Below are 19212 nucleotides of genomic sequence, written 5' to 3' on the forward strand. Positions count from 1 at the left end.
TCGCGTCACCCGCACCCCCGCACCTGCGCCCGCCCGTGGAGCCCGGCCCCTGTCGCCGCGCGCTCCACGGGCGGGCGCAGGCGTGCAGGGGCTCCGAAATCGGCAAAGGTGTGACATAAGGGAAATACCGCCCACCTCTTGCTACGTTGCGGAGCATGACCGCAACGACGGCGGACGCTCCCCCGCCCGAGCTCCGCCTGCCCAAGCGGCGCGGGGTGGAGCTCTCCCTCCTCGTCGGGGGTGTCCTGATCTCCGTCTTCGGCTACGCGGTGGTGGGTCTCAGCCACGACGGCGCCGTGCCCCCGGACGTCGCCGGATACGGTGCCGGGCTCGGGGCGCTCGCGCTCCTCGCCCATGTCGCGGTCCGCTTCCGCGCCCCGTACGCCGATCCGCTGCTGCTGCCGATCGCCGTCCTGCTCAACGGACTCGGCCTGGTGCTCATCTACCGGCTCGATCTGGAGACGCCGAGGGACCAGGCCGCGCCCACCCAGCTCGTCTGGTCCACGCTCGGCGTCGCGCTGTTCACCGCCGCGGTGGTGCTGCTGCGCGACCACCGGGTGCTCCAGCGGTACGCGTACCTCTCGGTGGCCGCGGCGCTGGTGCTGCTGATCGTGCCGATCTTCTTCCCGGCGGTGAACGGGGCGAAGATCTGGATCCGGGTCGGCGGACTGTCCTTCCAGCCCGGGGAGTTCGCGAAGATCCTGCTGGCGGTGTTCTTCGCCGCCTATCTGGCCGCCAACCGCAACGCGCTCGCGTACACCGGCCGCAGGGTGTGGAAGCTGCAACTGCCCGCGGGCCGGGTGCTCGGGCCGATCGTGGCGATCTGGCTGCTGAGCGTCGGTGTTCTGGTGCTGGAGCGCGACCTCGGCACCTCGCTGCTGTTCTTCGGGCTGTTCGTCATCATGCTGTACGTGGCGACGGGCCGGACCGGCTGGATCGCGGTCGGGCTGCTCCTGGCGTCCGTGGGGGCGTTCGTCGTCGGCTCCTTCGAACCGCACGTCCACAGCCGGGTGCAGGACTGGCTGGACCCGTTCGCCTCGATCGACGCGGGGCGGGGACCGGGGCAGCTCGCCCAGTCGCTGTTCGCGTTCGCGGCGGGCGGGATGCTCGGGACGGGGCTCGGCGCCGGGAACTCCATCCTGATCGGGTTCGCCGCCAAGTCCGACTTCATCCTCGCGACCGCGGGTGAGGAGCTGGGCCTGTGCGGGCTGACCGCGATCCTCCTGCTCTACGCGCTGCTCGTGGCGCGCGGCTTCCGGGCCGGGCTCGCGCTGCGCGATCCGTTCGGGCGGCTGCTCGCCATCGGCCTGGCCTCGATCCTGGCGCTCCAGGTGTTCGTGATCACGGGCGGGGTGATGGGGCTGATCCCGCTGACCGGGATGGCGATGCCGTTCCTGGCGCAGGGCGGTTCGTCCGTCGTCACCAACTGGATCATCGTGGCGCTGCTGATCCGGCTCAGCGATGTCGCCCGCAGGCCCCACCCGGAGCAGGCGGAGACCGGGGTCGTCGCGGTGACCGTGGAAGGGGAGAACCGGTGATCCGCTACATCCGGCGGGCCGCCGCCTTCTGCCTGCTGCTGCTCGTGGCGCTGCTCGTCAACGCGGCCCGCGTCCAGCTCTTCGAGGCCGACGAGCTGGACGGCAACCCGGCCAACCGCCGCGCCGCCATCGTCCGTTACGACCAGCCGCGCGGGAACATCCTGGTCGGCGACCGGCCCGTGACAGGCAACAAGGAGACCGGTGAGCAGCTCAGCTTCGAGCGCACCTACCTGCACGGTCCGCTGTACGCGCCGGTGACCGGATACGCCTCGCAGACGTACGGCACCACGCTGATCGAGAACGCCGAGGACGCCGTGCTGTCGGGGACGGACTCGCTGCTGGCGCCGCTGCCCTTCTGGAACGAGTTCACCCGGGGGCGGCAGCCGGGCGGCGATGTCGTCACCACGATCAGGGCCTCGATGCAGCAGGCCGCGTACGACGGGCTGCGCGGGCGGCGGGGCGCGGTGGCGGCCCTGGACCCGTCGACGGGCGCGATCCTGGCTCTGGTCTCGACCCCGTCGTACGACCCCGAGCGGCTGTCCGGGACCGGTGCGGCGGTGGCCGACGCGTGGTCCCGGCTGAACGCCTCCACGAGCATGCCGATGCTCAACCGGGCCATCCGGCAGACCTATCCGCCGGGCTCCACCTTCAAGATCGTGACGGCGGCGGCGGCCCTGGACGCCCGCGCGGTGACGGACCCCGACGCGGCCACCGACACCCCGTCGCCCTATGTCCTGCCGGGGACGCGGACGACCCTGCCGAACGAGGCGAGGGGCTGCGAGAACGCCTCGCTGGCGGACGCGATCCGGGTCTCCTGCAACACGGTGATGGCTCATCTGGGGGTGGAGACCGGCCTCGACCAGATGGTGGAGACGGCGGAGAAGTTCGGCTTCAACGACACCGGGCTGCGCATTCCGTCCGGGGTGGCGCGGAGCAACTTCGACACGGACATGAGCGAGGACCAGCTGGCCCTGTCCTCGATCGGGCAGTTCAACACGACGGCGACCCCGCTCCAGATGGCGATGGTCGCCGCGGCGGTGGCCAACGGCGGGGATCTGCGGCGCCCGCATCTGGTGGACCGGGTGACCACGAACACCGGGGACACGGTCCGGCAGGTGGGGTCTCCTTCGTACGAGCGGCCGATGAACCCGGCGACGGCGGTGCAGCTCCAGCGGATGATGGTGGAGGTGGTGGAGAACGGCACCGGGTCGAAGGCGGCGATCGACGGGGTCCGGGTCGGCGGCAAGACCGGCACCGCCCAGCACGGCGTCGACAACTCCGGCCTGCCGTACGCCTGGTTCATCTCCTGGGCCCAGTCCGCGGACTCCGGCCGCCCGGCCGTCGCGGTGGCGGTGGTGGTGGAGGACGCCGCCGCCGACCGGGCCGACATCAGTGGCGGCGGCAGCGCGGCCCCGATCGCGCGGGCCGTGATGGAGGCGGCGCTGGAGGAGCGGGAGTAGTCCCGGCCCGCGGCCCGTACCGGCAGACTGGCCGCATGGCACCGACGACGTCCGCGGTGGCGCGGGCCCTGGAACGGATCGAGCGGCTCGACCCGGCGCTGCACGCGTTCATCGAGGTCTGGCCGGAGACGGCGCTCGCCCGGGAGCGGGAGGCGGTGGCCCGGCGACTTCCCCTGGGCGGGCTGCCGTTCGCGGTGAAGGGCCCCTCCGGCATCCGCTCGTACGCGGCCCGCCGGCTCGTCGCGGCGGGCGGGGTCCCGGTCGGCGCGACCTCGGTGCCCGGCCCCGGCACCGGCTGGCAGACCTGGGGGCAGGGGGCGCACGGCCGTACGGTCAACCCGTGGCGGGCGGACCGTACCCCGGGCGGCTCCTCGGCCGGGGCGGCGGTCGCGGTGGCGGCCGGGATGGCGGAGGCGGCGACGGGCAGCGACGGGGCCGGGTCGGTCCGCGTCCCGGCCGCCTGGTGCGGGGTGTTCGGGCTGAAGACGACGAACGGGCTCCTCCCGTCCCCGGACCGGACCGGGCTCGCTTCGGCGGGGGTGCTGGCCCGGTCGGCGGCGGCCCTGGAGCGCTACGCACGCCATGTGCTGCCCGGGTACGGCGCGCCCGCCGCGCCGTCCCTGCCCCTGCCCGCCGTGTACAGCGAGGACCTGGGGTTCGCGGAGGTGGACCCGGAGGTGGCGGCCGTCGTCCGGGCGGCGGTGGACCGGCTCGTCGCGGCGGGAACCGTACGCCTGCTGGAGCGCGACGCCGCGCTGCTGGACCCGGCGGGAGCCTGGGCGGCGGTACGGGGCGGGTCGCCCCGGGCCCCGGAGGCGGTACGTGTGCGGCGGGCCAACGACGACCGCCTCCACGCACTCCTGGCCGCCGCACCCCTGCTGCTGACCCCGACGACCCCGAACCGGCCGCACGGCCACGAAGGCCCGGGGGATGTCTACTCCACGGCGCTCACCTGGGCGTTCAACCTGAGCGGGCATCCGGCGGCGAGCCTGCCCGCCGGCTTCACCGGGGACGGCTGCCCCGTGGGGATCCAGCTGGTGGCGGCGCGCGGCGCGGACGTCTCGCTCCTCGGAATGGCGCGCGCGGTGGAGTCCGCCCTGCCTACCGTGCGGCCATGGCCACCACCCACGGAACACCGACCACCGGCGCGCCGGCCGAGCTGGCGCAGGTGAACATCGCGCGCCTCCGCTTTCCTCTGGACTCACCTCAGTTGAAGGACTTCGTGGAGGGGCTGGACCCGGTGAACGCGGTCGCCGACGCGGCGGAGGGGTTCGTCTGGCGGCTGCGCTCGGACTCCGGGAACGCCACCGACGTGCAGGTCTTCGGCGACGACTGACTGATCGTCAACATGTCGGTGTGGCGGGACGCCGAGGCGCTGACCGCCTTCATGTACGCCGGGCGGCACCGGGAGTTGCTGAAGCGCCGCCGCGAGTGGTTCGAGCACGCGCACGAGGCGATGACCGCCCTGTGGTGGGTTCCCGCCGGGGAACGTCCGACGGTCGCGGACGCCGAGGAACGCCTGCTCCACCTGCGCGAACAGGGGCCGACCGAGAAGGCGTTCACCCTCCGCACCCGCTTCCCGGCACCGGCGCAGGCGCACTGAGCAGCGGGAGCGGACGGGCACGGCGGCGCTCGCCCGGACGCGCTGCCCGTCCGTCGGGCCGCCCCGCCGAAGGGGTCCGGGACGGGGCCGTGGGGCGCGGCGGCGCCGGAGCCCGGGGGATGCGCGCCCCGCGGCGGACACCGGCGCGAGCCCCGAGACCACCACGCCCCCGGCAGCCCTCGCCGGCCCGGGACCGTGACTCCGCTCAGGCGGCCTCGATCGCCTCCGCGACCTCCGCCACCCGGGCCTCCTCCTCGGCGGCGAAACGCTCCCGGTCCAGCTGCTCGGCTATCTCCTCGTCCTGCGACATCAGGAGGTCGAGGTTGGAATCGCCGAGTTCGAGGACGCCCATGTCGACGTACGCCTTCTGGAGACGCGGGCCCCACAGGCCGATGTCCTTGACGCACGGGACGATGCGGCTGAAGAGCAGCTTCCGGAAGAGCTGGAGGTACTCCGAGTGCTCCGAGAGGTCCTTCGCCTCCTGCTTGCCGATGCCGAAGTTCTCCAGGACCTCGACCCCGCTGAGCCGGTCCCGCATCAGGTAGCAGCCCTCGATGACGAACTCCTCGCGCTCGCGCAGTTCGGCGTCGCTCAGCTGCCGGTAGTAGTCGCGCAGCGCCATCCGCCCGAAGGCGACGTGCCGGGCCTCGTCCTGCATGACGTACGCGAGGATCTGCTTGGGCAGCGGCCTGGTCGTGGTGTCGCGGATCATCCCGAAGGCGGCCAGCGCCAGGCCCTCGATCAGGACCTGCATCCCGAGGTAGGGCATGTCCCAGCGGGAGTCGCGCAGGGTGTCACCCAACAGCCCCTGGAGGTTGTCGTTGACCGGGTAGAGCATGCCGATCTTCTCGTGCAGGAAGCGGCCGTAGATCTCGGCGTGCCGGGCCTCGTCCATGGTCTGGGTCGCGGAGTAGAACTTGGCGTCCAGGTCGGGGACGGACTCCACGATGCGCGCCGCGCACACCATCGCGCCCTGCTCGCCGTGGAGGAACTGGCTGAACTGCCAGGAGGTGTAGTGCTTGCGCAGCTCGCCCCGGTCCTTCTCCGTCATCTTCGCCCAGTGCGGGGTGCCGTACAGGGTGAGCGCCTCGTCGGGGGTGCCGAGCGGGTCGGTGGGGTCGACCTCCTGGGACCAGTCGATGCGCTTGTTGCCGTCCCACTGCTTGTCCTTGCCCTTCTGGTAGAGGGCGAGCAGGCGTTCGCGGCCGTCGTCGTAGTCCCAGCTGAACCGGGCGGCTCCGGTGGCCGGAACCTGCCAGACCGGCTCCGCGGGCGGAGTGGTGTAGAGCTCATGAGTGGACACGGACGGCTCCTTCGCCTCGGGCGGCGGACGTGATCGACAAGTTCCGTGACGCCGACGGCGGTTGAGTGCGCATCCCGGCCGTCTCCCCGGCAGGTTCACACGTTGGTAGACAGCGGGTCAACAAGTCGGACGGAACCGTGCGCAGGGGATTGACGGCCTTGCTGACAGGCAGTCTCATAAGGAGTGACCGCCGGTAACTCCTGTTGCCGGTACCCCCTGTGTGAGGTGCTCCCGCCATGACGACCGTCACCGCTCGTGATGTGACCGTGCTCCGCGACGCGCTCGGGCCGCTCCGCGACCGCGAGGAGATCGCCCTGCGGCTGCTCGCGTCCTCGGCCAAGCACTCCTTCGACCCCGACACCGAACTCGACTGGGACGCCGCCGTCGAGGACGGCAAGTGGTTCTGGCCGCCGGAGCTGGTCTCGCTGTACGGGACCCCGATGTGGGAGCGGATGTCCGAGGAGCAGCGCCTGGACCTCTCCCGGCACGAGGGGGCCGCCCTGGCCTCGCTCGGCATCTGGTTCGAGATCATCCTGATGCAGCTGCTGGTCCGGCACGTCTACGACAAGCCCGTCACCAGCAACCACGTCCGCTACGCGCTCACGGAGATAGCCGACGAGTGCCGTCACTCGATCATGTTCGGCCGCATGATCGACTGGGGCGGCGCGCCGACGTACGAGGTGCCGCGCGTCTACCACAACCTGGCCCGGGTCCTGAAGACCGTCTCCACCACGCCCGGTTCGTTCGCCGCGACCCTGCTCGGGGAGGAGATCCTCGACTGGATGCAGCGCCTGACCTTCCCCGACGAGAGGGTGCAGACGCTGGTGCGTGGGGTGACCCGCATCCATGTGATCGAGGAGGCCCGGCACGTCCGGTACGCCCGGGAGGAACTGCGCCGCCAGATGGTGACCGCCCCGCGCTGGGAGCGGGAACTGACCAAGGCCAGCTGCGGCGAGGCGGCCCGGGTGTTCTCCGTCTGCTTCGTGAACCCGCGGGTGTACGAGAACGTCGGCCTGGACCGTCGCGAGGCCGTCGCCCAGGTGAAGGCGAGCGGGCACCGCGCCGAGGTCATGCAGTCCGGTGCGAAACGGCTCACCGACTTCTTCGACGACATCGGGCTGCTCAACGGCGTGGGCCGCCGGCTGTGGCGAAGCTCCGGCCTGCTGGCCTGAGATGTGCCGACGGGCAGCACCGGGGCGGGGCCGTCGCGCCGCCGCCGACCGGCAGGCGGCACATCGGCGGCCAGGCCCTAAGCTCGACGGCATGACGTCCACCGCCGCAGTCCCGCCGCCCCGGGCGACGTACCGGAGGCTCAGCGTCGAGGAACGCCGCGCCCAGCTGCTGCTCGCCGCGCTCGGCCTCTTCGCGCACCGGGCGCCCGACGAGGTGTCGCTGGACGAGGTGGCGGTGGCGGCCGGGGTGTCCCGGCCGCTCGTCTACCGCTACTTCCCCGGCGGCCGGCAGCAGTTGTACGAGGCCGCGCTCGGCTCGGCGGCCGAGGAGCTGACGCTGTGCTTCACCGAACCGCCGGTGGGCCCGCCGACCGAACGGGTCGCCCGGGTCCTGGACCGTTATCTCCGCTTCGTCGACGAGCACGACACCGGGTTCAGCGCCCTGCTGCGCGGTGGCAGCGTGGTGGAGACCTCCCGCACGACGACGATCGTGGACGGGGTCCGGCGGGCGGCGGCCGACGAGATCCTGCGCCACCTCGGGCGGATGGGCGGACCCGGCGAGCGGCCCGCCGGACCGAGGCTGCGGATGACGGTGCGCAGCTGGATCGCGGCCGTCGAGGCCGCCTCGCTGATGTGGCTGGACGACGGGAAGCAGCCGGCCGCGGCCGAGCTGCGCGGCTGGCTGGTCGACCACCTCATCGCCCTGCTCGCCGCGACCGCCGCCACGGACCCGGAGACCGCGGAGGTGGTGAAGGACCTGCTGGCCCTGGAGACCTCCGCGGGACCGGCCGGACAACTGGCAGAACGGGTGATTCCGGTCCTCGCGGAGGCGGCGCACCTGCTGCCCGCGCCCCCTGCGTCAGACTGACCGCGTGAAGAGCGAGAACACCCCCTTCCGCGGCGGCCCCCTGGACGGCCGGGTCCTGCCGATCCTGCTGGGCCCGACCGGCCATCCGCCGAAGTGGTACGAGGTCCCCGTGCCCTCCCCCGACGGCGGCCCCGCCACGGTGTACGCCTACCAGCGGGTCCCGGCCGGCTACACGAAGCGGCTCGGCCTCCAGCGCGGCTGGGTGTACGAGTACGCCCCGGGCGGCCGTGAGCACCGCACGCTCACGTGGCCCTGGTCCAAGCCGCCGCGCAGCGACTGAACGGCGGCGGGCGGCCCCGCCCCCTGCGCAGGCCCTAAGATCGACGGTCAGGCGCCGGGGACGGGCCGTCCGGTCGCCGCACGACGGTCACAAGGGGGTGCGCCATGGAGGCGCTGCGTCAGGACGATCCACGCCGCTTCGGCCGCTTCACCGCGCTGGCCCGCTTCGACGAGAGCGCGAGCGCCGTACGGTACGTGGCGCGGGACCTCGCGTCCGGCGAGCGCGCCCTCATCACCGCCGCGCGCCCCGAGCTGGCCGCCGTCCCCGTCTTCAGCCGCCGTTTCCAGGCCGAGGCCCGCACCGCCGAACGCCTCGCGGGCGGCTGGGTGGCGCCGCCCCTGGACGCCGGCGCCCCGGCGAAGACACCGGCGGACGAGGCGGAAACCCTCTGGACGGCGGCGGGTTACGTGCCCGCGCTGCCCCTGGCCGAGGCGATCGGGATCGCCGGTCCGCTGCCCGAGCGGGCGCTGCGGATACTGGGCGCGGGCATCGCCGAGATCCTCTCCCGCGTGCACGCCACCGGGTCCGTGCTCCAGGGGCTGGCCCCCGGCACGGTGCTGCTGGCCGCCGACGGCCCGCGCCTCACCGCCTTCGGACCGCTGGGGGCCGCCGCGTCCGCCGAGGCCGGTCCGGGCGGCCAGCTGTCGGTACGGCTCGGATATCTGACGCCCGAGCAGATCGCGGGCAGGGAGGTCTCCGCCGCCTCCGACCTGTTCGTCCTGGGGCTGCTCCTGGCGTACGCGGCGACGGGCACGACCCCGTTCGCCGAGGGCCCGGCCGAGGAGGCGACCCGCCGGATCGCCGAGGACGAACCCGAACTCGACGCCGTACCAGAGGCGTTGCGCGCACTGATCGCGAACTGCCTGGCGAAGGACCCGGATCAGCGGCCCACCGCCGGCACGGTCGCCGCCGAACTGGCCCTGGAAGGCGCGGCGGGCCTCGCCCGGGGCGGCTGGCTGCCCGAACCGCTCGCGGCGGCGGTCGCGGACCAGGAGGCGCCGGTCCTGGCCCTGGAGACGCCGGAGACGGGAGACCTCTCGGCGGAGTCCGGGGAGCCGCAGGCGGCGGGCCGGGCCGGTGCCCCTGCGGCTCCCGGTGCCCCTGCGGCTCCGGGCACCCCTGCGGCTCCCGGTACCCCTGCCGCTCCCGGTACCCCTGCGCCCCCTGAGGACGCCCGGCCCCAGGCATCCCGGACGCTCCCGGAGCCGGAGGGCACGCGCTCCGCTCCGGAACCGGAGGATGCCCGGCCCGCGGACGCGCACACGGTGACGGCCTCCGGGGCTCCCGAGGCCGTCGGGAGCCCCGCCTCCCCCGAACCGGAGGACGCCCGCCCGGAGGACACTCGCCCGGAAGACGCCCGGCCGGATGACGCCCGGCCGGTTGCCCCGGGGTCGGCCCCGGCGCCCGCGCTCCGGAATTCCGCCGACACCCCCGCGCCCGCGGGGGACGGGACCGCCGACGAGGACCGGGGCACCACCCGGTTCCTCAACACCGGGCCGCGCCCAGCGCGGAACGACCGTCCGACCACCCAGCTCGCGCTCCCCCACGAACGCACCGCGCCCCAGTCGCCCGGTGCCCTCCCGGCGTCGCGCCCCGCAGCACCGCCCGCCCTGCCCGCCGCCCCGGCGGCGCCCCGCAGCAGCCGGGCCCCCGCACGGCGGCCCCGCCCCGTACCCCGCGGCGGCGCTCCCGGCCGGGCCCGCGGGTCCGGGCGGTCCCGGCGGAGGGCCGATGGTGTCGCTGCCGCTGCCCCCGCGCCGGCACCGGCGCCCGACCCGCCGCGAGCCGCCGGACCCTGCTGACCATCGCGGCGGCGGCCGTCGGCGGACTGGTCGTGGGCGGCGGTTCGGTCGCCGCGCTCGGGTCGGGGGGCACCGCCGAGGCGACGGACGAGAAGCCCGTGCCCGAGCCCCGCCGAACGCTCCCCGGGCAGGCCCCCGAGCCGCGCTGGATCTACACGCACCCGGCGTCGGAGGCGTCCCCGCTCACCACCGCCGTCTGGCAGGACCGGCTGCTCGTGCTGACCAGCGAGAGCCAGGCCAGTGCCGTGGACCTGCGCACCGGCAAGCGGCTGTGGCAGCGCGCGGACGGGGCGAAGGGACAGGCCGCGCTGGCGGCGGGCGCCGATCTGGTCTTCGTGGCGAGCCCGACGGAGTTCCTGTGGCTGTCGCCGAAGGACGGCAAGGTCGTCCACCGCATGCGCTACTCGGAGGCCTTCGACGACCTGCCGGGCCTCACCGTCGGACGGCTGGCCGGAAGTTCCGGGCCGGTCATCTGGTTCACCGGGTCGCACACGGTCACCGTGAAGGCCCCGAAGCCGAAGAAGGGCGAGAAGAAGGGCAAGGACAAGGAAGTCGTCGAAGCCCACTTCTTCGCCTACGACATCGTCCAGCGCAAGGAGTTGTGGCGCACCCCCGTGCCCGCCGGCCGCGCCCCCGGCACCCCCGCCTACCGGGTGGTCGCCGAGCGTTCCGCCGACGTCCTCGTACGGCAGGACGCGGCCACGCTGACGGCCGCCGAGGTCAAGAAGGCCAAGGGGAAGGGGTCGATCCGCTCGTTCGACCAGCAGACCGGCAAGCTGCTGTGGACCAAGCAGTACGGCGCGGCCTCCCTGGAGGCCGCCACCACGGGCGACGAGGACGGGACGCTGTACGCGCCGGTCGGCCGGGACCTCCAGGCCTTCGAGGCGGACACGACGAAGCCGCTGTGGCGCGTCGAGGGCAGCAAGGGGTCGTGGTTCGGCACGCCGCTGATCGCCGGGCCGCTGATCCACACCACCGAACGCAGCCGGCTGGTCGGTGCGGTGGAGCGGGAGAGCGGTCGGCTCGTCTGGCGGCGCTCCACCGAGGTCCCGGGCACCGGCCCCGCCCCCTCGCTCACGCTGAGCAGCAGCGAGAAGACCCTGATCGCCGCCGACGCCATCCAGGTCACGGCGTTCTCGGCGGCCGACGGCGAGCGGCTGTGGAAGTTCCAGGACATCGGGTCGGCCGACCCGCAGGGGGGGACGGTCACCGCGTCGTACCGGGTGCTGGCCTTCGGCAAGACCGTCGTCGTCCAGCGGGACCGGTCCTTCTACGCCTTCCCGGTGGCCTGAGACAGAACGCTTCCCGTCATCACCGCCGCCGTCCGGGGGATACGCCGGACGGCGCGCCGCACGGTGCTTGCATCACCCGACGCCGAGTGACCCGATTAATAGGATTCGCTCACTTATGGACGGGTCCGCTGCCGGGCCCCGTCTCCGTCACGGAGGTGATGTCGTGTCAGGCAGGCTCCTGCGCGCGGTCTGTACGACCGCGCTGGCCACGGCGCTCACGGTCTCGCCGGCGACCGTCGTCGCGGCCGAGCCCGGCCCCGTACCGTCCGAGGAGACGGGCACGGCGGGCGAAGCGGACGCGACAGAATCGGACGTGCCGGAAGCAGACGCGCAGGACGCGGACCGAGCGGAGGTCGATGCCGGGACCGCCCTCGCCGCACCGGAGGCGCCCAGGAGCGTCGTCGCCCTGCTGCGCGAGCTCCAGACCCGATATCAGGCGGCGGAGGAGGCGAGCGAGACCTACAACGCCACCGCCGAGAAGCTGAAACAGCGCACCTCCCAGCTGAGGAAGGTGAACACGGACCTGGCGAAGGCGCGGGCCGCCCTGGAGGCGAGCCGAGGGGACGCCGGGCGGCTGGCCCGGGAGCAGTACCAGGGGCGTACGGAGTTCTCCGCGTACCTGAGGCTGCTGCTGGCGCACGATCCCCAGCGGGCCCTGGACCAGAGCCATGTCGTGGGGCGGCTGGCGGCGAACCGCGCGGCGACGGTGGACCGGCTCACCGACTCCGCCCGGCGCGCCGACCGGCTGGCCGCCGCCTCCCGCAAGGCGCTGGACCAGCAGAAGAAGCTCGCCGCGCGGCAGAAGAAGCAGCGCGACGCCGTGAACGGCAGACTCCGGGAGGTCGAAGGGCTGCTGGCCACCCTTTCCGAGGAACAGATCGCTCAGCTCGCCGGTCTCGAACAGCAGGGCGTGGACAAGGCTCAGCGGGAGCTCGTGGCGTCCGGGGCGCTCAGTTCCACCCGGCCGCCCACCCGGCAGGGCGGCGACGCGGTCGCGTACGCGGTCCGGCAGATCGGCAAGCCGTACGTGTGGGGGGCCGAGGGCCCCGACTCCTTCGACTGCTCCGGGCTCACGTCCCGGGCCTGGTCGGCGGCGGGGCGGACGATCCCGCGCACCTCGCAGGAGCAGTGGAAGCAGCTCCCGAGGGTGCCGGTCTCCGGGCTGCGCCCCGGCGACCTGGTGGTCTACTTCCCGAAGGCGACCCATGTGGCGCTGTACATCGGCGACGGCCTGGTGGTGCAGGCGCCCCGCCCCGGCGCGCGGGTCAAGGTGTCACCCCTGGCGTCGAACCCGCTGCTGGGGGCCGTACGCCCCGACCCCGGCGGCGCACCGCTGTCGACGTACACCCGCCCGGAGCTGCCCGAGGGCGCGCGCGACGGCGCGGACACGGGGTACGGCGGGGAAGCGGCGCCGGACGCCTCGTAGCACCGGCCCCGATCACCGCCGCGGCGGCCGGACCGGCGGTGCGGGTCCGGCCGCCGCGGGGGTTGGTCGGGGCGCTGGGGTCCGACAGTCGCTAGGACCCGGCGACCGAGGCCAGGTACGCGTTCGTCTTCTCGGGCTCGTAGAAGAAGTTCTCGAAGTCCGCCGGGTTGTTGAACCCGTTGGCGAAGCGGTCCGCGACCGGCTGGAGCTGACCGGCGGCGCCGATCAGGTTCAGCACGTGCTCCGGCGGGACGCCCAGCATCGCGTTGGTCCACTTGGTCACGTGCTGCGCGGTCTCCCAGTAGCGGTCGAACGTGGACTGCATCCACGCCGCGTCGAACTCCTTCTCGCCGTGCTCGACGATCGAGTCCAGGTAGGAGTTGGCGCACTTGGACGCCGAGTTGGAGCCCTGGCCGGTGATCGGGTCGTTGGCCACGACGACGTCGGCGACACCGAGGACCAGGCCGCCGCCGGGCAGCCGCCCGATCGGCTTGCGGACCGTCGGGGCGTAGCGGCCGGCGAGGGTGCCGTTGGCGTCGGTCAGCTCGACCTTGGTGGCGCGTGCGTACTCCCACGGCGTGAACCGCTCCATCAGCTCCAGCGTCTTCGCCAGGTGCTCGGAGGGGTCCTTGACGCCCTGGAAGGCGTCGAGCGGTCCGCCCGGGATGCCCTCCCAGAAGAGGATGTCGGCGCGGCCGGAGGTGGTGAGCGTCGGCATGACGAACAGCTCGCCGACGCCCGGCACCAGGTTGCAGCGGACCGCGTCGAACTCCGGGTGCTCCGGGCGCGGGCCCATGCCGTGGACGTAGGCGACGGCCAGCGCGCGCTGCGGGGCGTCGAACGGGGAACGGGCCGCGTCCCGGCCGAACATGGAGACCAGCTCGCCCTTGCCGGCCGAGACCATCACCAGGTCGTAGGTGCGGGAGAAGTAGTCCAGGTCGGAGACGGCCGCACCGTGGATGACGAGCTGTCCGCCGCGCTGGGCGAAGGTCTCCATCCAGCCGGCCATCTTCACCCGCTGGTCGACGGACTGGGCGTACCCGTCCAGCTTGCCGACCCAGTCGATGGCACGGGAGGAGTCGGGGGCGGCGACGGAGACGCCGAGTCCCTCGATCTTCGGGGCCTGGGACTCCCAGAAGTTCAGCTGGTAGTCCCGCTCGTGCTGGAGCGCGGTGTGGAACATGCACTGCGTCGACATGACCCGGCCGGAGCGGATCTCGTCGGCGGTGCGGTTGGACATCAGGGTGACTTCGTAGCCTCGGGACTGCAGCCCCAGGGCCAGCTGGAGCCCGGACTGGCCGGCTCCGACTATGAGTATTCTCCGCATCGCGGCTCTCCGTGCTCCGTCGTTTCTGAATTCGGGGCGTCAGGCGGGGGTGACGTCGAGAGCATGGCCCACGAGGGCCAGGAGGGACTCGACGACGGTGATCCTGTTACGCGCGTCCATGATCACTATCGGCACCTGCGGCGGTACGGTCAGGGCCTCCCTGACGTCCTCCGCCGCGTAACCGGGCGTCCCCTCGAAGTGGTTGACCGCCACGATGTAGGGCAGACCGCAGCTCTCGAAGTAGTCGAGCGCAGGGAAGCAGTCCTCCAGGCGCCGGGTGTCGGCGAGGACGACCGCGCCGATGGCCCCGCGCACCAGGTCGTCCCACATGAACCAGAAGCGCTGCTGGCCCGGCGTGCCGAAGACGTACAGGACGAGGTCGTCCTCCAGCGTGAGGCGGCCGAAGTCCATCGCCACGGTGGTGGTGGTCTTGTCGGGCGTCGCGGAGAGGTCGTCGGTCTCCTCGCTGGCCTGGGTCATCAGCGCTTCGGTCTGGAGCGGTGTGATCTCGGAGACCGAGCCGACGAAGGTCGTCTTGCCGACGCCGAATCCGCCCGCCACCACGATCTTGGTGGCGGTGGGGGCGCGGGTGTGGTCGAGCTGCCAGGCCTGGAGGGACTCCTCGGCCTGTTCCTGCAGCCGCGACGGCCGGTCGTCCCGGGAGCCCGGCTGGCGCGGGGCGAAGAGCGGCGCCTCAGAGACGGCGGAGTCCATTGAGCACCCTTTCGAGCAGTGCGCGGTCCGGCTGGCCGGTGCCGTGACCGGTCCCGTACACGCGGATCTTTCCTTGGTCGGCCAGGTCGCTGAGCAGCACCCGGACGACTCCGAGCGGCATCTTCAGCAGGGCCGAGATCTCCGCGACCGTACGCATGCGGCGGCAGAGTTCGACGATGGCCTGGAGCTCCGGCATGATCCGCGAGGCGAGATTGCCGTTGGTGAGCTCGCGGCGCTCCTCGGGTGCTTCGAGGGCGGCGACGAACGTCTCGACCAGCAGGACGTGCCCGAACCGGGTGCGGCCGCCGGTGAGGGAGTACGGGCGGACCCGGGCGGGGCGCTTGTCGGCCCCGCGGACGGGGAGCCGGGGGGCGGGTTCCGCTGCGGCGGTGGTCACAGGGCGCTCTCCATCGATGTACGCAGCTCACTGCGGAGTTCGGGGGTGAGGACGTGTCCGGCCCGGCCGACGAAGAGGGCCATGTGGTACGCGACGACGCTCATGTCGCAGTCCGGCGTGGCGTGGACGCCGAGGAGGGAGCCGTCGCTGATCGACATGACGAAGACGCTGCCCTCGTCCATGGCGACCATGGTCTGTTTGACCCCGCCGCCGTCCATCAGCTTCGCGGCGCCGACGGTCAGCGAACCGATGCCGGAGACGATCGTGGCCAGGTCGGCACTGGACCCCTTGGGGCCGTCCGGCGGCCCGGCGGCCTTCGCCCGGTGATGGCCGGGGTCGGAGGAGAGCAGCATCAGGCCGTCGGACGAGACGACGGTGACCGAGTGGACCCCTGGCACCTCCTCCACGAGATTGCTCAGCAACCAGTGAAGATTCCGGGCCTCGGTACTCAGCCCGAATGTGCTGGGCGCAGTCAACTGCGTGCCTCCTCGACTGTGTCCCCCGTCTCTTCGTTCCGTGTGTGCTGTGCGACGCCTGTGCTGTGCGTGGTGGTGCTCTCGTGCCCCGTGCGCCTCGCGGCCACGCCCCCGGGCCCGGCGACGGCGGTGCCGCCGCTCTCGGCGATCTCCGCCTCGACGTCGCGCCGGCCCTCCTTGGCCGCCTGGTGGAAGCTGCCGAGCCGCCGGCGCAGCGCGTCCCGGTCGAGGCTGCCGGTGCGGCCGGGGGCGGGGGTCGCGTCGGGCCGGACCACCTTGGGGGTGCGCTTCGGCAGCCCCTTGTCGGTGACGCGCCCGGCCTCGGGGCGGCGTTGGCCGGGGACGGTCTCGGCGGGGGCGTCGGCCGCTCCGGGCGCGTGAGGCGCTCCGGGCGCGTCAGGGGCTCCGGTGGCGTCGGGCGCGTGGAGCACTCCGGGCGCTTGAGGAAGTCCGGTTGCGTCGGGCGTGTGCGGGGCTGCGGGCGCTCCCGCAGCGTCGGGCGCTCCCGCAGCCTCAGGGGCTCCGGCTGCCTCTGCGCGGGGCGCGGGGTGGAACGCGGGCCCGTCCGGACCCTCGTCGCCGGGACCGGTCTCGGCCGGGCGCTCGTGGCGGTCGGGGCCGATGGCGTACGGGTCGGCGGAGGCGGGCGGGGCGGTCTGTCCGGCCGGGTCCGCGGGCGGCCTCGGGAGCCGGACCTGCAGCGTGACCTCGGACTCGGGCCCGGGCTCCGGCCCGGCGTCCCCGTCGGCCCCGGACTCGGCCCCGGCCCCGGCTTCCGTGACCGGCGGCTGACCGTCGAGCACCTGGTCCTGCGGCGGTACGGCGGTGGCGTCCGGGCTCGCGTCGGCGCTGTCGGCAGAGGCGGTCCCGGCGTCGCCGCTCCCGGAGGCCTCGGCGTTCTCCCGGAGTGTCCGCTCGGCGGCGGCGATCATCGGGTCGGTGTCGGCCGGGCCGGGCCCGGGGGCGTTCTCGGCGTCGGGGCCCGGTACGGTGCCGGCGACCGGCCCGGCCGCCGGGGCCGCGACCGCCTCGGGTTCCGTGGCCGGCTCGGGCTCCGTCGCCGCCTCGGGCTCGGCAGCTGTCCCGGCGGCCTTCTCCCCGTCGACGGCCGGATCGGACGGTCCGCCCGACTGCGGTGAACGGCTGGGCAGAGCGTTGGAGTTGGCCTCCGCCACCGAACCCGGGAGGTTGAGCGCGGGAGCGTCGCCGGGCAGTTGCACGGCGGGCGGGGTGGCGGCGGGCAGGGTCTTGGGCAGCAGGGCCTGCGGCAGGACGACGACGGCCGTCACTCCACTCCCCTTCTGCTCGCGCAGCTGGACCCGTACCCCGTGCCGGGCGGCCAGCAGTGACGTCACCTGGAGACCGAGTCCGGCGCCGTCGGCATTCTGCTCACCGGCCTCGAACGAGGCCGGGTCGGCCAGCCTGGCATTCAGCTCGTCCATCCGGACGCTCGACATGCCGATGCCCTCGTCCGACACGGAGAGCATCACCTCGCCGCTCTCCAGCAGCCAGCCGGACAGCTCGACATGGGAGTCCGGCGGGGAGAAGGAGGTGGCGTTCTCCAGGAGTTCGGCCAGCAGATGACTGAGGTCGTCGGCGGCGAACCCGGCGATCTGGGCGTGCGGCGGCAGGGACTGGATGGTGACGCGCTCGTACCGCTCGATCTCGCTGACGGCGGCGCGCGCGACGTCGACCAGCGGGATCGGCCCGGCGTGGCCGTGGCCGTGCTCGGCGCCCGCGAGGACGAGCATGTTCTCGCTGTGGCGGCGCATGACCGTGGCCATGTGGTCGAGCTTGAAGAGGGTCGCCAGGCGCTCCGGGTCCTGCTCGCGCTCCTCCAGGCTCTCGATGACGCCGAGCTGCCGCTCGACGAGGCCGAGCGTGCGCAGGGAGAGGTTGACGAAGGTGTGGTGGACCGTGTTCCTGAGCTGTCCCAGCTGGGTGGTCAGCTCGGCGGCCCGCTCCTGCAGTTCGGTCCGCTGCTGCGCCAGGGACTCCCGGCTCTTGATCAGGCCGGAGCGTTCGGCGGTGAGGCTCTCGACGCGTCCGCCGAGGTCCTGGTGGAGGTCGGTGAGCTTGCCGTGGAGGGTGTTCATCGACCGGACGACCTGGGCGAACTCGTCGTTGCGGCCGGTGTAGCGGACCGGTTCGGCGTTCTCGGGGTCCTCGGCCAGGCGCGCGGCCCCGATGCGCAGGACGGCGAGCGGCTGGGTGAGCGTGCGGGCGACGGCGGTGGAGACGCCGACGGCGAGCAGGAAACAGCCGCCGAGCAGGGCGACGGCCAGTTCGAGGGCGGTGACGTCGTCGTCGCGCAGACCCCCCAGGTCCTGGACCTGGCCGGTGGTCAGGGCGGACTCGACGCTGCGCATCCGGTCGACGCGGGCGGAGAGTGCCGCCTCCAGCTTCCGGGGGCTGACCTCGCGGTCCGCCTCCGACAGTTCGGGGCGGTCGGTGAGGCGGGTGAGGTACTTCTCCGCGTTGTTGACCTCGGAGCCGGTGACGGTGGCGGAGAGCTTGTCGCGGGCCTCCGGGTCCGCCGCCTGGTCGAAGTCGGCGAGCGCGGCCAGCTCCCGCACCCGGGCCTGCTGGGCGGCGGCGCTGAGCTCGTCGCGTGCCCGGTCGGCCCGGGTGGCGCCCTGGTCCTGGGGCTGCACGGGCAGCCCGGTGAAGGGGTCGGTCTGCGGGGCCGTCGGCTCGGGGCTCGGCACGGCGAGCGCCGCGAGGAGGAGCCCGCGGGTGGCGGAGGCCTGTTCGGAGGCGCCGCCGAGGGTGAGCGGGGCCCGGGTGGCGTCGGCGGCGCGCGGCGGGGTCTTCTCCGCGAGTTCGGCGGCGATGCCGTGCAGCTTGGCGATGAGGTCGGAGTACGCCTGGTGCGCCTCCAGGGCCGAGCCCTTGCCGGTCAGCGCGGAGCGGCGCAGGGAGGGGACCGTCGAGAGGTCGCGGCGCAGGGCCGCAGAGGCCGCTTCGTGGATCTCGTCGATCTGCTGGTCGACGCGGGTGGTGCGGGCGGTGCGGTTCTTCGCGCCGTCGCCGTCCTCGCCTTCCTCGGCCCGGCCGGCGGCGATGTACGCGGTGACGGCGTCGCGCTCGTCGGCGAGGGAGTGGCCGAGGGCGACCGCCTGCTGGTTCAGCTCGGCGAGGGTGACCAGCCGCTGGGACTCGGTGAGATCGGCGGAGGCTCCGAGCACGGCGGGGGTGCCCGCCGCCACGACGATGACGCCGACGACCGCGACCCCGGCGACCAGTCGGCTGCGCACCCGCACGGTGCGCCTGCCCGCACCGGGTGCCGGAGGCGTCGCCCCGGAACCGTCGCGCGTCGTGCCCTTGCTCCGCGGCCGCTTCTTCTGCACCGGTGCTCGCAATCTTGACTCGTCCACCCTTGAAGCAGAGGTGACGCACGGTCACATGGAAGGGCGCCCCGCTCCTGGTACGGCTTCCGACCATTCCAGCGCTTATGGGAGAGGGGGGCGCGCATCAACCGCTCCGCCACTCGAAGGAGTGAACATCACTCTGGAGTTGGCGAACAAGTCTCCCCCGGCGGACCCCTGACCATG

Annotated in this window: 15 protein-coding genes and 1 pseudogene; 10 read left to right on the plus strand and 6 right to left on the minus strand. The window is 73.5% G+C overall.

Going from position 1 to position 19212, the window contains the following annotated elements:
* The first annotated feature begins 155 nt into the window (after positions 1–155).
* The 4 genes and pseudogenes from KME66_RS08955 to KME66_RS08970 all read left to right on the plus strand — a co-directional run bounded on the left by KME66_RS08955 (position 156) and on the right by KME66_RS08970 (position 4601).
* Positions 156–1538: an FtsW/RodA/SpoVE family cell cycle protein gene (locus KME66_RS08955; RefSeq protein WP_216320813.1), complete on the plus strand. Its 1383-nt coding sequence runs from the start codon at positions 156–158 to the stop codon at positions 1536–1538.
* A complete protein-coding gene (locus tag KME66_RS08960; protein ID WP_216320816.1) occupies positions 1535–2998 on the plus strand; it encodes a penicillin-binding transpeptidase domain-containing protein in 1464 nt (487 codons plus the stop codon). Before KME66_RS08955 ends, KME66_RS08960 begins: the two co-directional genes overlap by 4 nt.
* Before the next feature lie 35 nt (positions 2999–3033).
* The gene (locus tag KME66_RS08965; RefSeq protein ID WP_216320819.1) at positions 3034–4170 is read left to right on the plus strand and encodes an amidase family protein; all 1137 of its coding nucleotides are present in this window, start codon (positions 3034–3036) and stop codon (positions 4168–4170) included.
* A pseudogene (locus tag KME66_RS08970) lies at positions 4113–4601 on the plus strand (DUF3291 domain-containing protein). Before KME66_RS08965 ends, KME66_RS08970 begins: the two are co-directional and overlap by 58 nt.
* 205 nt (positions 4602–4806) lie before the next feature.
* On the opposite strand, the gene KME66_RS08975 reads toward KME66_RS08970, so the two are convergent.
* Positions 4807–5904 carry a ferritin-like domain-containing protein gene (locus tag KME66_RS08975; protein ID WP_216320823.1) on the minus strand — a complete coding sequence of 366 codons (1098 nt, stop codon included), beginning with the start codon at positions 5902–5904 and terminating at the stop codon, positions 4807–4809.
* A gap of 236 nt (positions 5905–6140) precedes the next feature.
* On the opposite strand from KME66_RS08975, the gene KME66_RS08980 reads away from it, so the two are divergent.
* The 6 genes from KME66_RS08980 to KME66_RS09000 all read left to right on the plus strand — a co-directional run bounded on the left by KME66_RS08980 (position 6141) and on the right by KME66_RS09000 (position 12744).
* Positions 6141–7076, plus strand: a complete 936-nt coding sequence (locus tag KME66_RS08980) for a diiron oxygenase (RefSeq protein WP_216320826.1) — start codon at positions 6141–6143, stop codon at positions 7074–7076.
* Positions 7077–7167: 91 nt separating this feature from the next.
* Positions 7168–7944 carry a TetR/AcrR family transcriptional regulator gene (locus KME66_RS08985; protein ID WP_216320829.1) on the plus strand — a complete coding sequence of 259 codons (777 nt, stop codon included), beginning with the start codon at positions 7168–7170 and terminating at the stop codon, positions 7942–7944.
* Positions 7945–7948: 4 nt separating this feature from the next.
* Positions 7949–8224 (plus strand): hypothetical protein, encoded by a 276-nt coding sequence (locus tag KME66_RS08990; RefSeq protein ID WP_216320832.1) that lies wholly within the window; start codon positions 7949–7951, stop codon positions 8222–8224.
* Between the two features lie 104 nt (positions 8225–8328).
* Positions 8329–10026, plus strand: a complete 1698-nt coding sequence (locus tag KME66_RS33860; protein WP_253208266.1) for a protein kinase — start codon at positions 8329–8331, stop codon at positions 10024–10026.
* 32 nt (positions 10027–10058) lie between these two features.
* Complete coding sequence (locus tag KME66_RS33865) at positions 10059–11318, plus strand: PQQ-binding-like beta-propeller repeat protein (protein WP_253208267.1); 1260 nt, start codon at positions 10059–10061, stop codon at positions 11316–11318.
* A 163-nt stretch (positions 11319–11481) separates the two neighbouring features.
* Positions 11482–12744, plus strand: a complete 1263-nt coding sequence (locus KME66_RS09000; RefSeq protein ID WP_216320835.1) for a C40 family peptidase — start codon at positions 11482–11484, stop codon at positions 12742–12744.
* A gap of 91 nt (positions 12745–12835) precedes the next feature.
* Here KME66_RS09000 and KME66_RS09005 read toward each other — a convergent pair whose 3' ends face one another.
* From KME66_RS09005 to KME66_RS09025, 5 genes are read right to left on the minus strand one after another with little or no spacing between them, the layout of a single operon-like run.
* On the minus strand, positions 12836–14071 hold the full coding sequence (locus KME66_RS09005; protein ID WP_216320838.1) for a styrene monooxygenase/indole monooxygenase family protein: 1236 nt from the start codon (positions 14069–14071) through the stop codon (positions 12836–12838).
* Between the two features lie 39 nt (positions 14072–14110).
* Positions 14111–14785 (minus strand): ATP/GTP-binding protein, encoded by a 675-nt coding sequence (locus tag KME66_RS09010; RefSeq protein ID WP_216320841.1) that lies wholly within the window; start codon positions 14783–14785, stop codon positions 14111–14113.
* The gene (locus tag KME66_RS09015) at positions 14766–15182 is read right to left on the minus strand and encodes a DUF742 domain-containing protein (protein ID WP_030810873.1); all 417 of its coding nucleotides are present in this window, start codon (positions 15180–15182) and stop codon (positions 14766–14768) included. The genes KME66_RS09010 and KME66_RS09015 overlap by 20 nt, the downstream gene beginning before the upstream one ends.
* Complete coding sequence (locus tag KME66_RS09020; protein ID WP_073214594.1) at positions 15179–15658, minus strand: roadblock/LC7 domain-containing protein; 480 nt, start codon at positions 15656–15658, stop codon at positions 15179–15181. Before KME66_RS09020 ends, KME66_RS09015 begins: the two co-directional genes overlap by 4 nt.
* On the minus strand, positions 15655–19008 hold the full coding sequence (locus KME66_RS09025; protein ID WP_216329163.1) for a nitrate- and nitrite sensing domain-containing protein: 3354 nt from the start codon (positions 19006–19008) through the stop codon (positions 15655–15657). The genes KME66_RS09020 and KME66_RS09025 overlap by 4 nt, the downstream gene beginning before the upstream one ends.
* Positions 19009–19212: the final 204 nt, after the last annotated feature.

Origin of the sequence: Streptomyces sp. YPW6, assembly GCF_018866325.1 — a bacterium.
Classification (GTDB): domain Bacteria; phylum Actinomycetota; class Actinomycetes; order Streptomycetales; family Streptomycetaceae; genus Streptomyces.

Bases quoted from the DNA above. Each gene is read 5' to 3' on its own strand.
- KME66_RS33860 (WP_253208266.1), top strand. From the start codon at position 8,329: ATGGAGGCGCTGCGTCAGGACGATCCACGCCGCTTCGGCCGCTTCACC.
- KME66_RS09010 (WP_216320841.1), bottom strand. From the start codon at position 14,785: ATGGACTCCGCCGTCTCTGAGGCGCCGCTCTTCGCCCCGCGCCAGCCG.
- KME66_RS09005 (WP_216320838.1), bottom strand. From the start codon at position 14,071: ATGCGGAGAATACTCATAGTCGGAGCCGGCCAGTCCGGGCTCCAGCTG.
- KME66_RS08965 (WP_216320819.1), top strand. From the start codon at position 3,034: ATGGCACCGACGACGTCCGCGGTGGCGCGGGCCCTGGAACGGATCGAG.
- KME66_RS08980 (WP_216320826.1), top strand. From the start codon at position 6,141: ATGACGACCGTCACCGCTCGTGATGTGACCGTGCTCCGCGACGCGCTC.
- KME66_RS08955 (WP_216320813.1), top strand. From the start codon at position 156: ATGACCGCAACGACGGCGGACGCTCCCCCGCCCGAGCTCCGCCTGCCC.
- KME66_RS08985 (WP_216320829.1), top strand. From the start codon at position 7,168: ATGACGTCCACCGCCGCAGTCCCGCCGCCCCGGGCGACGTACCGGAGG.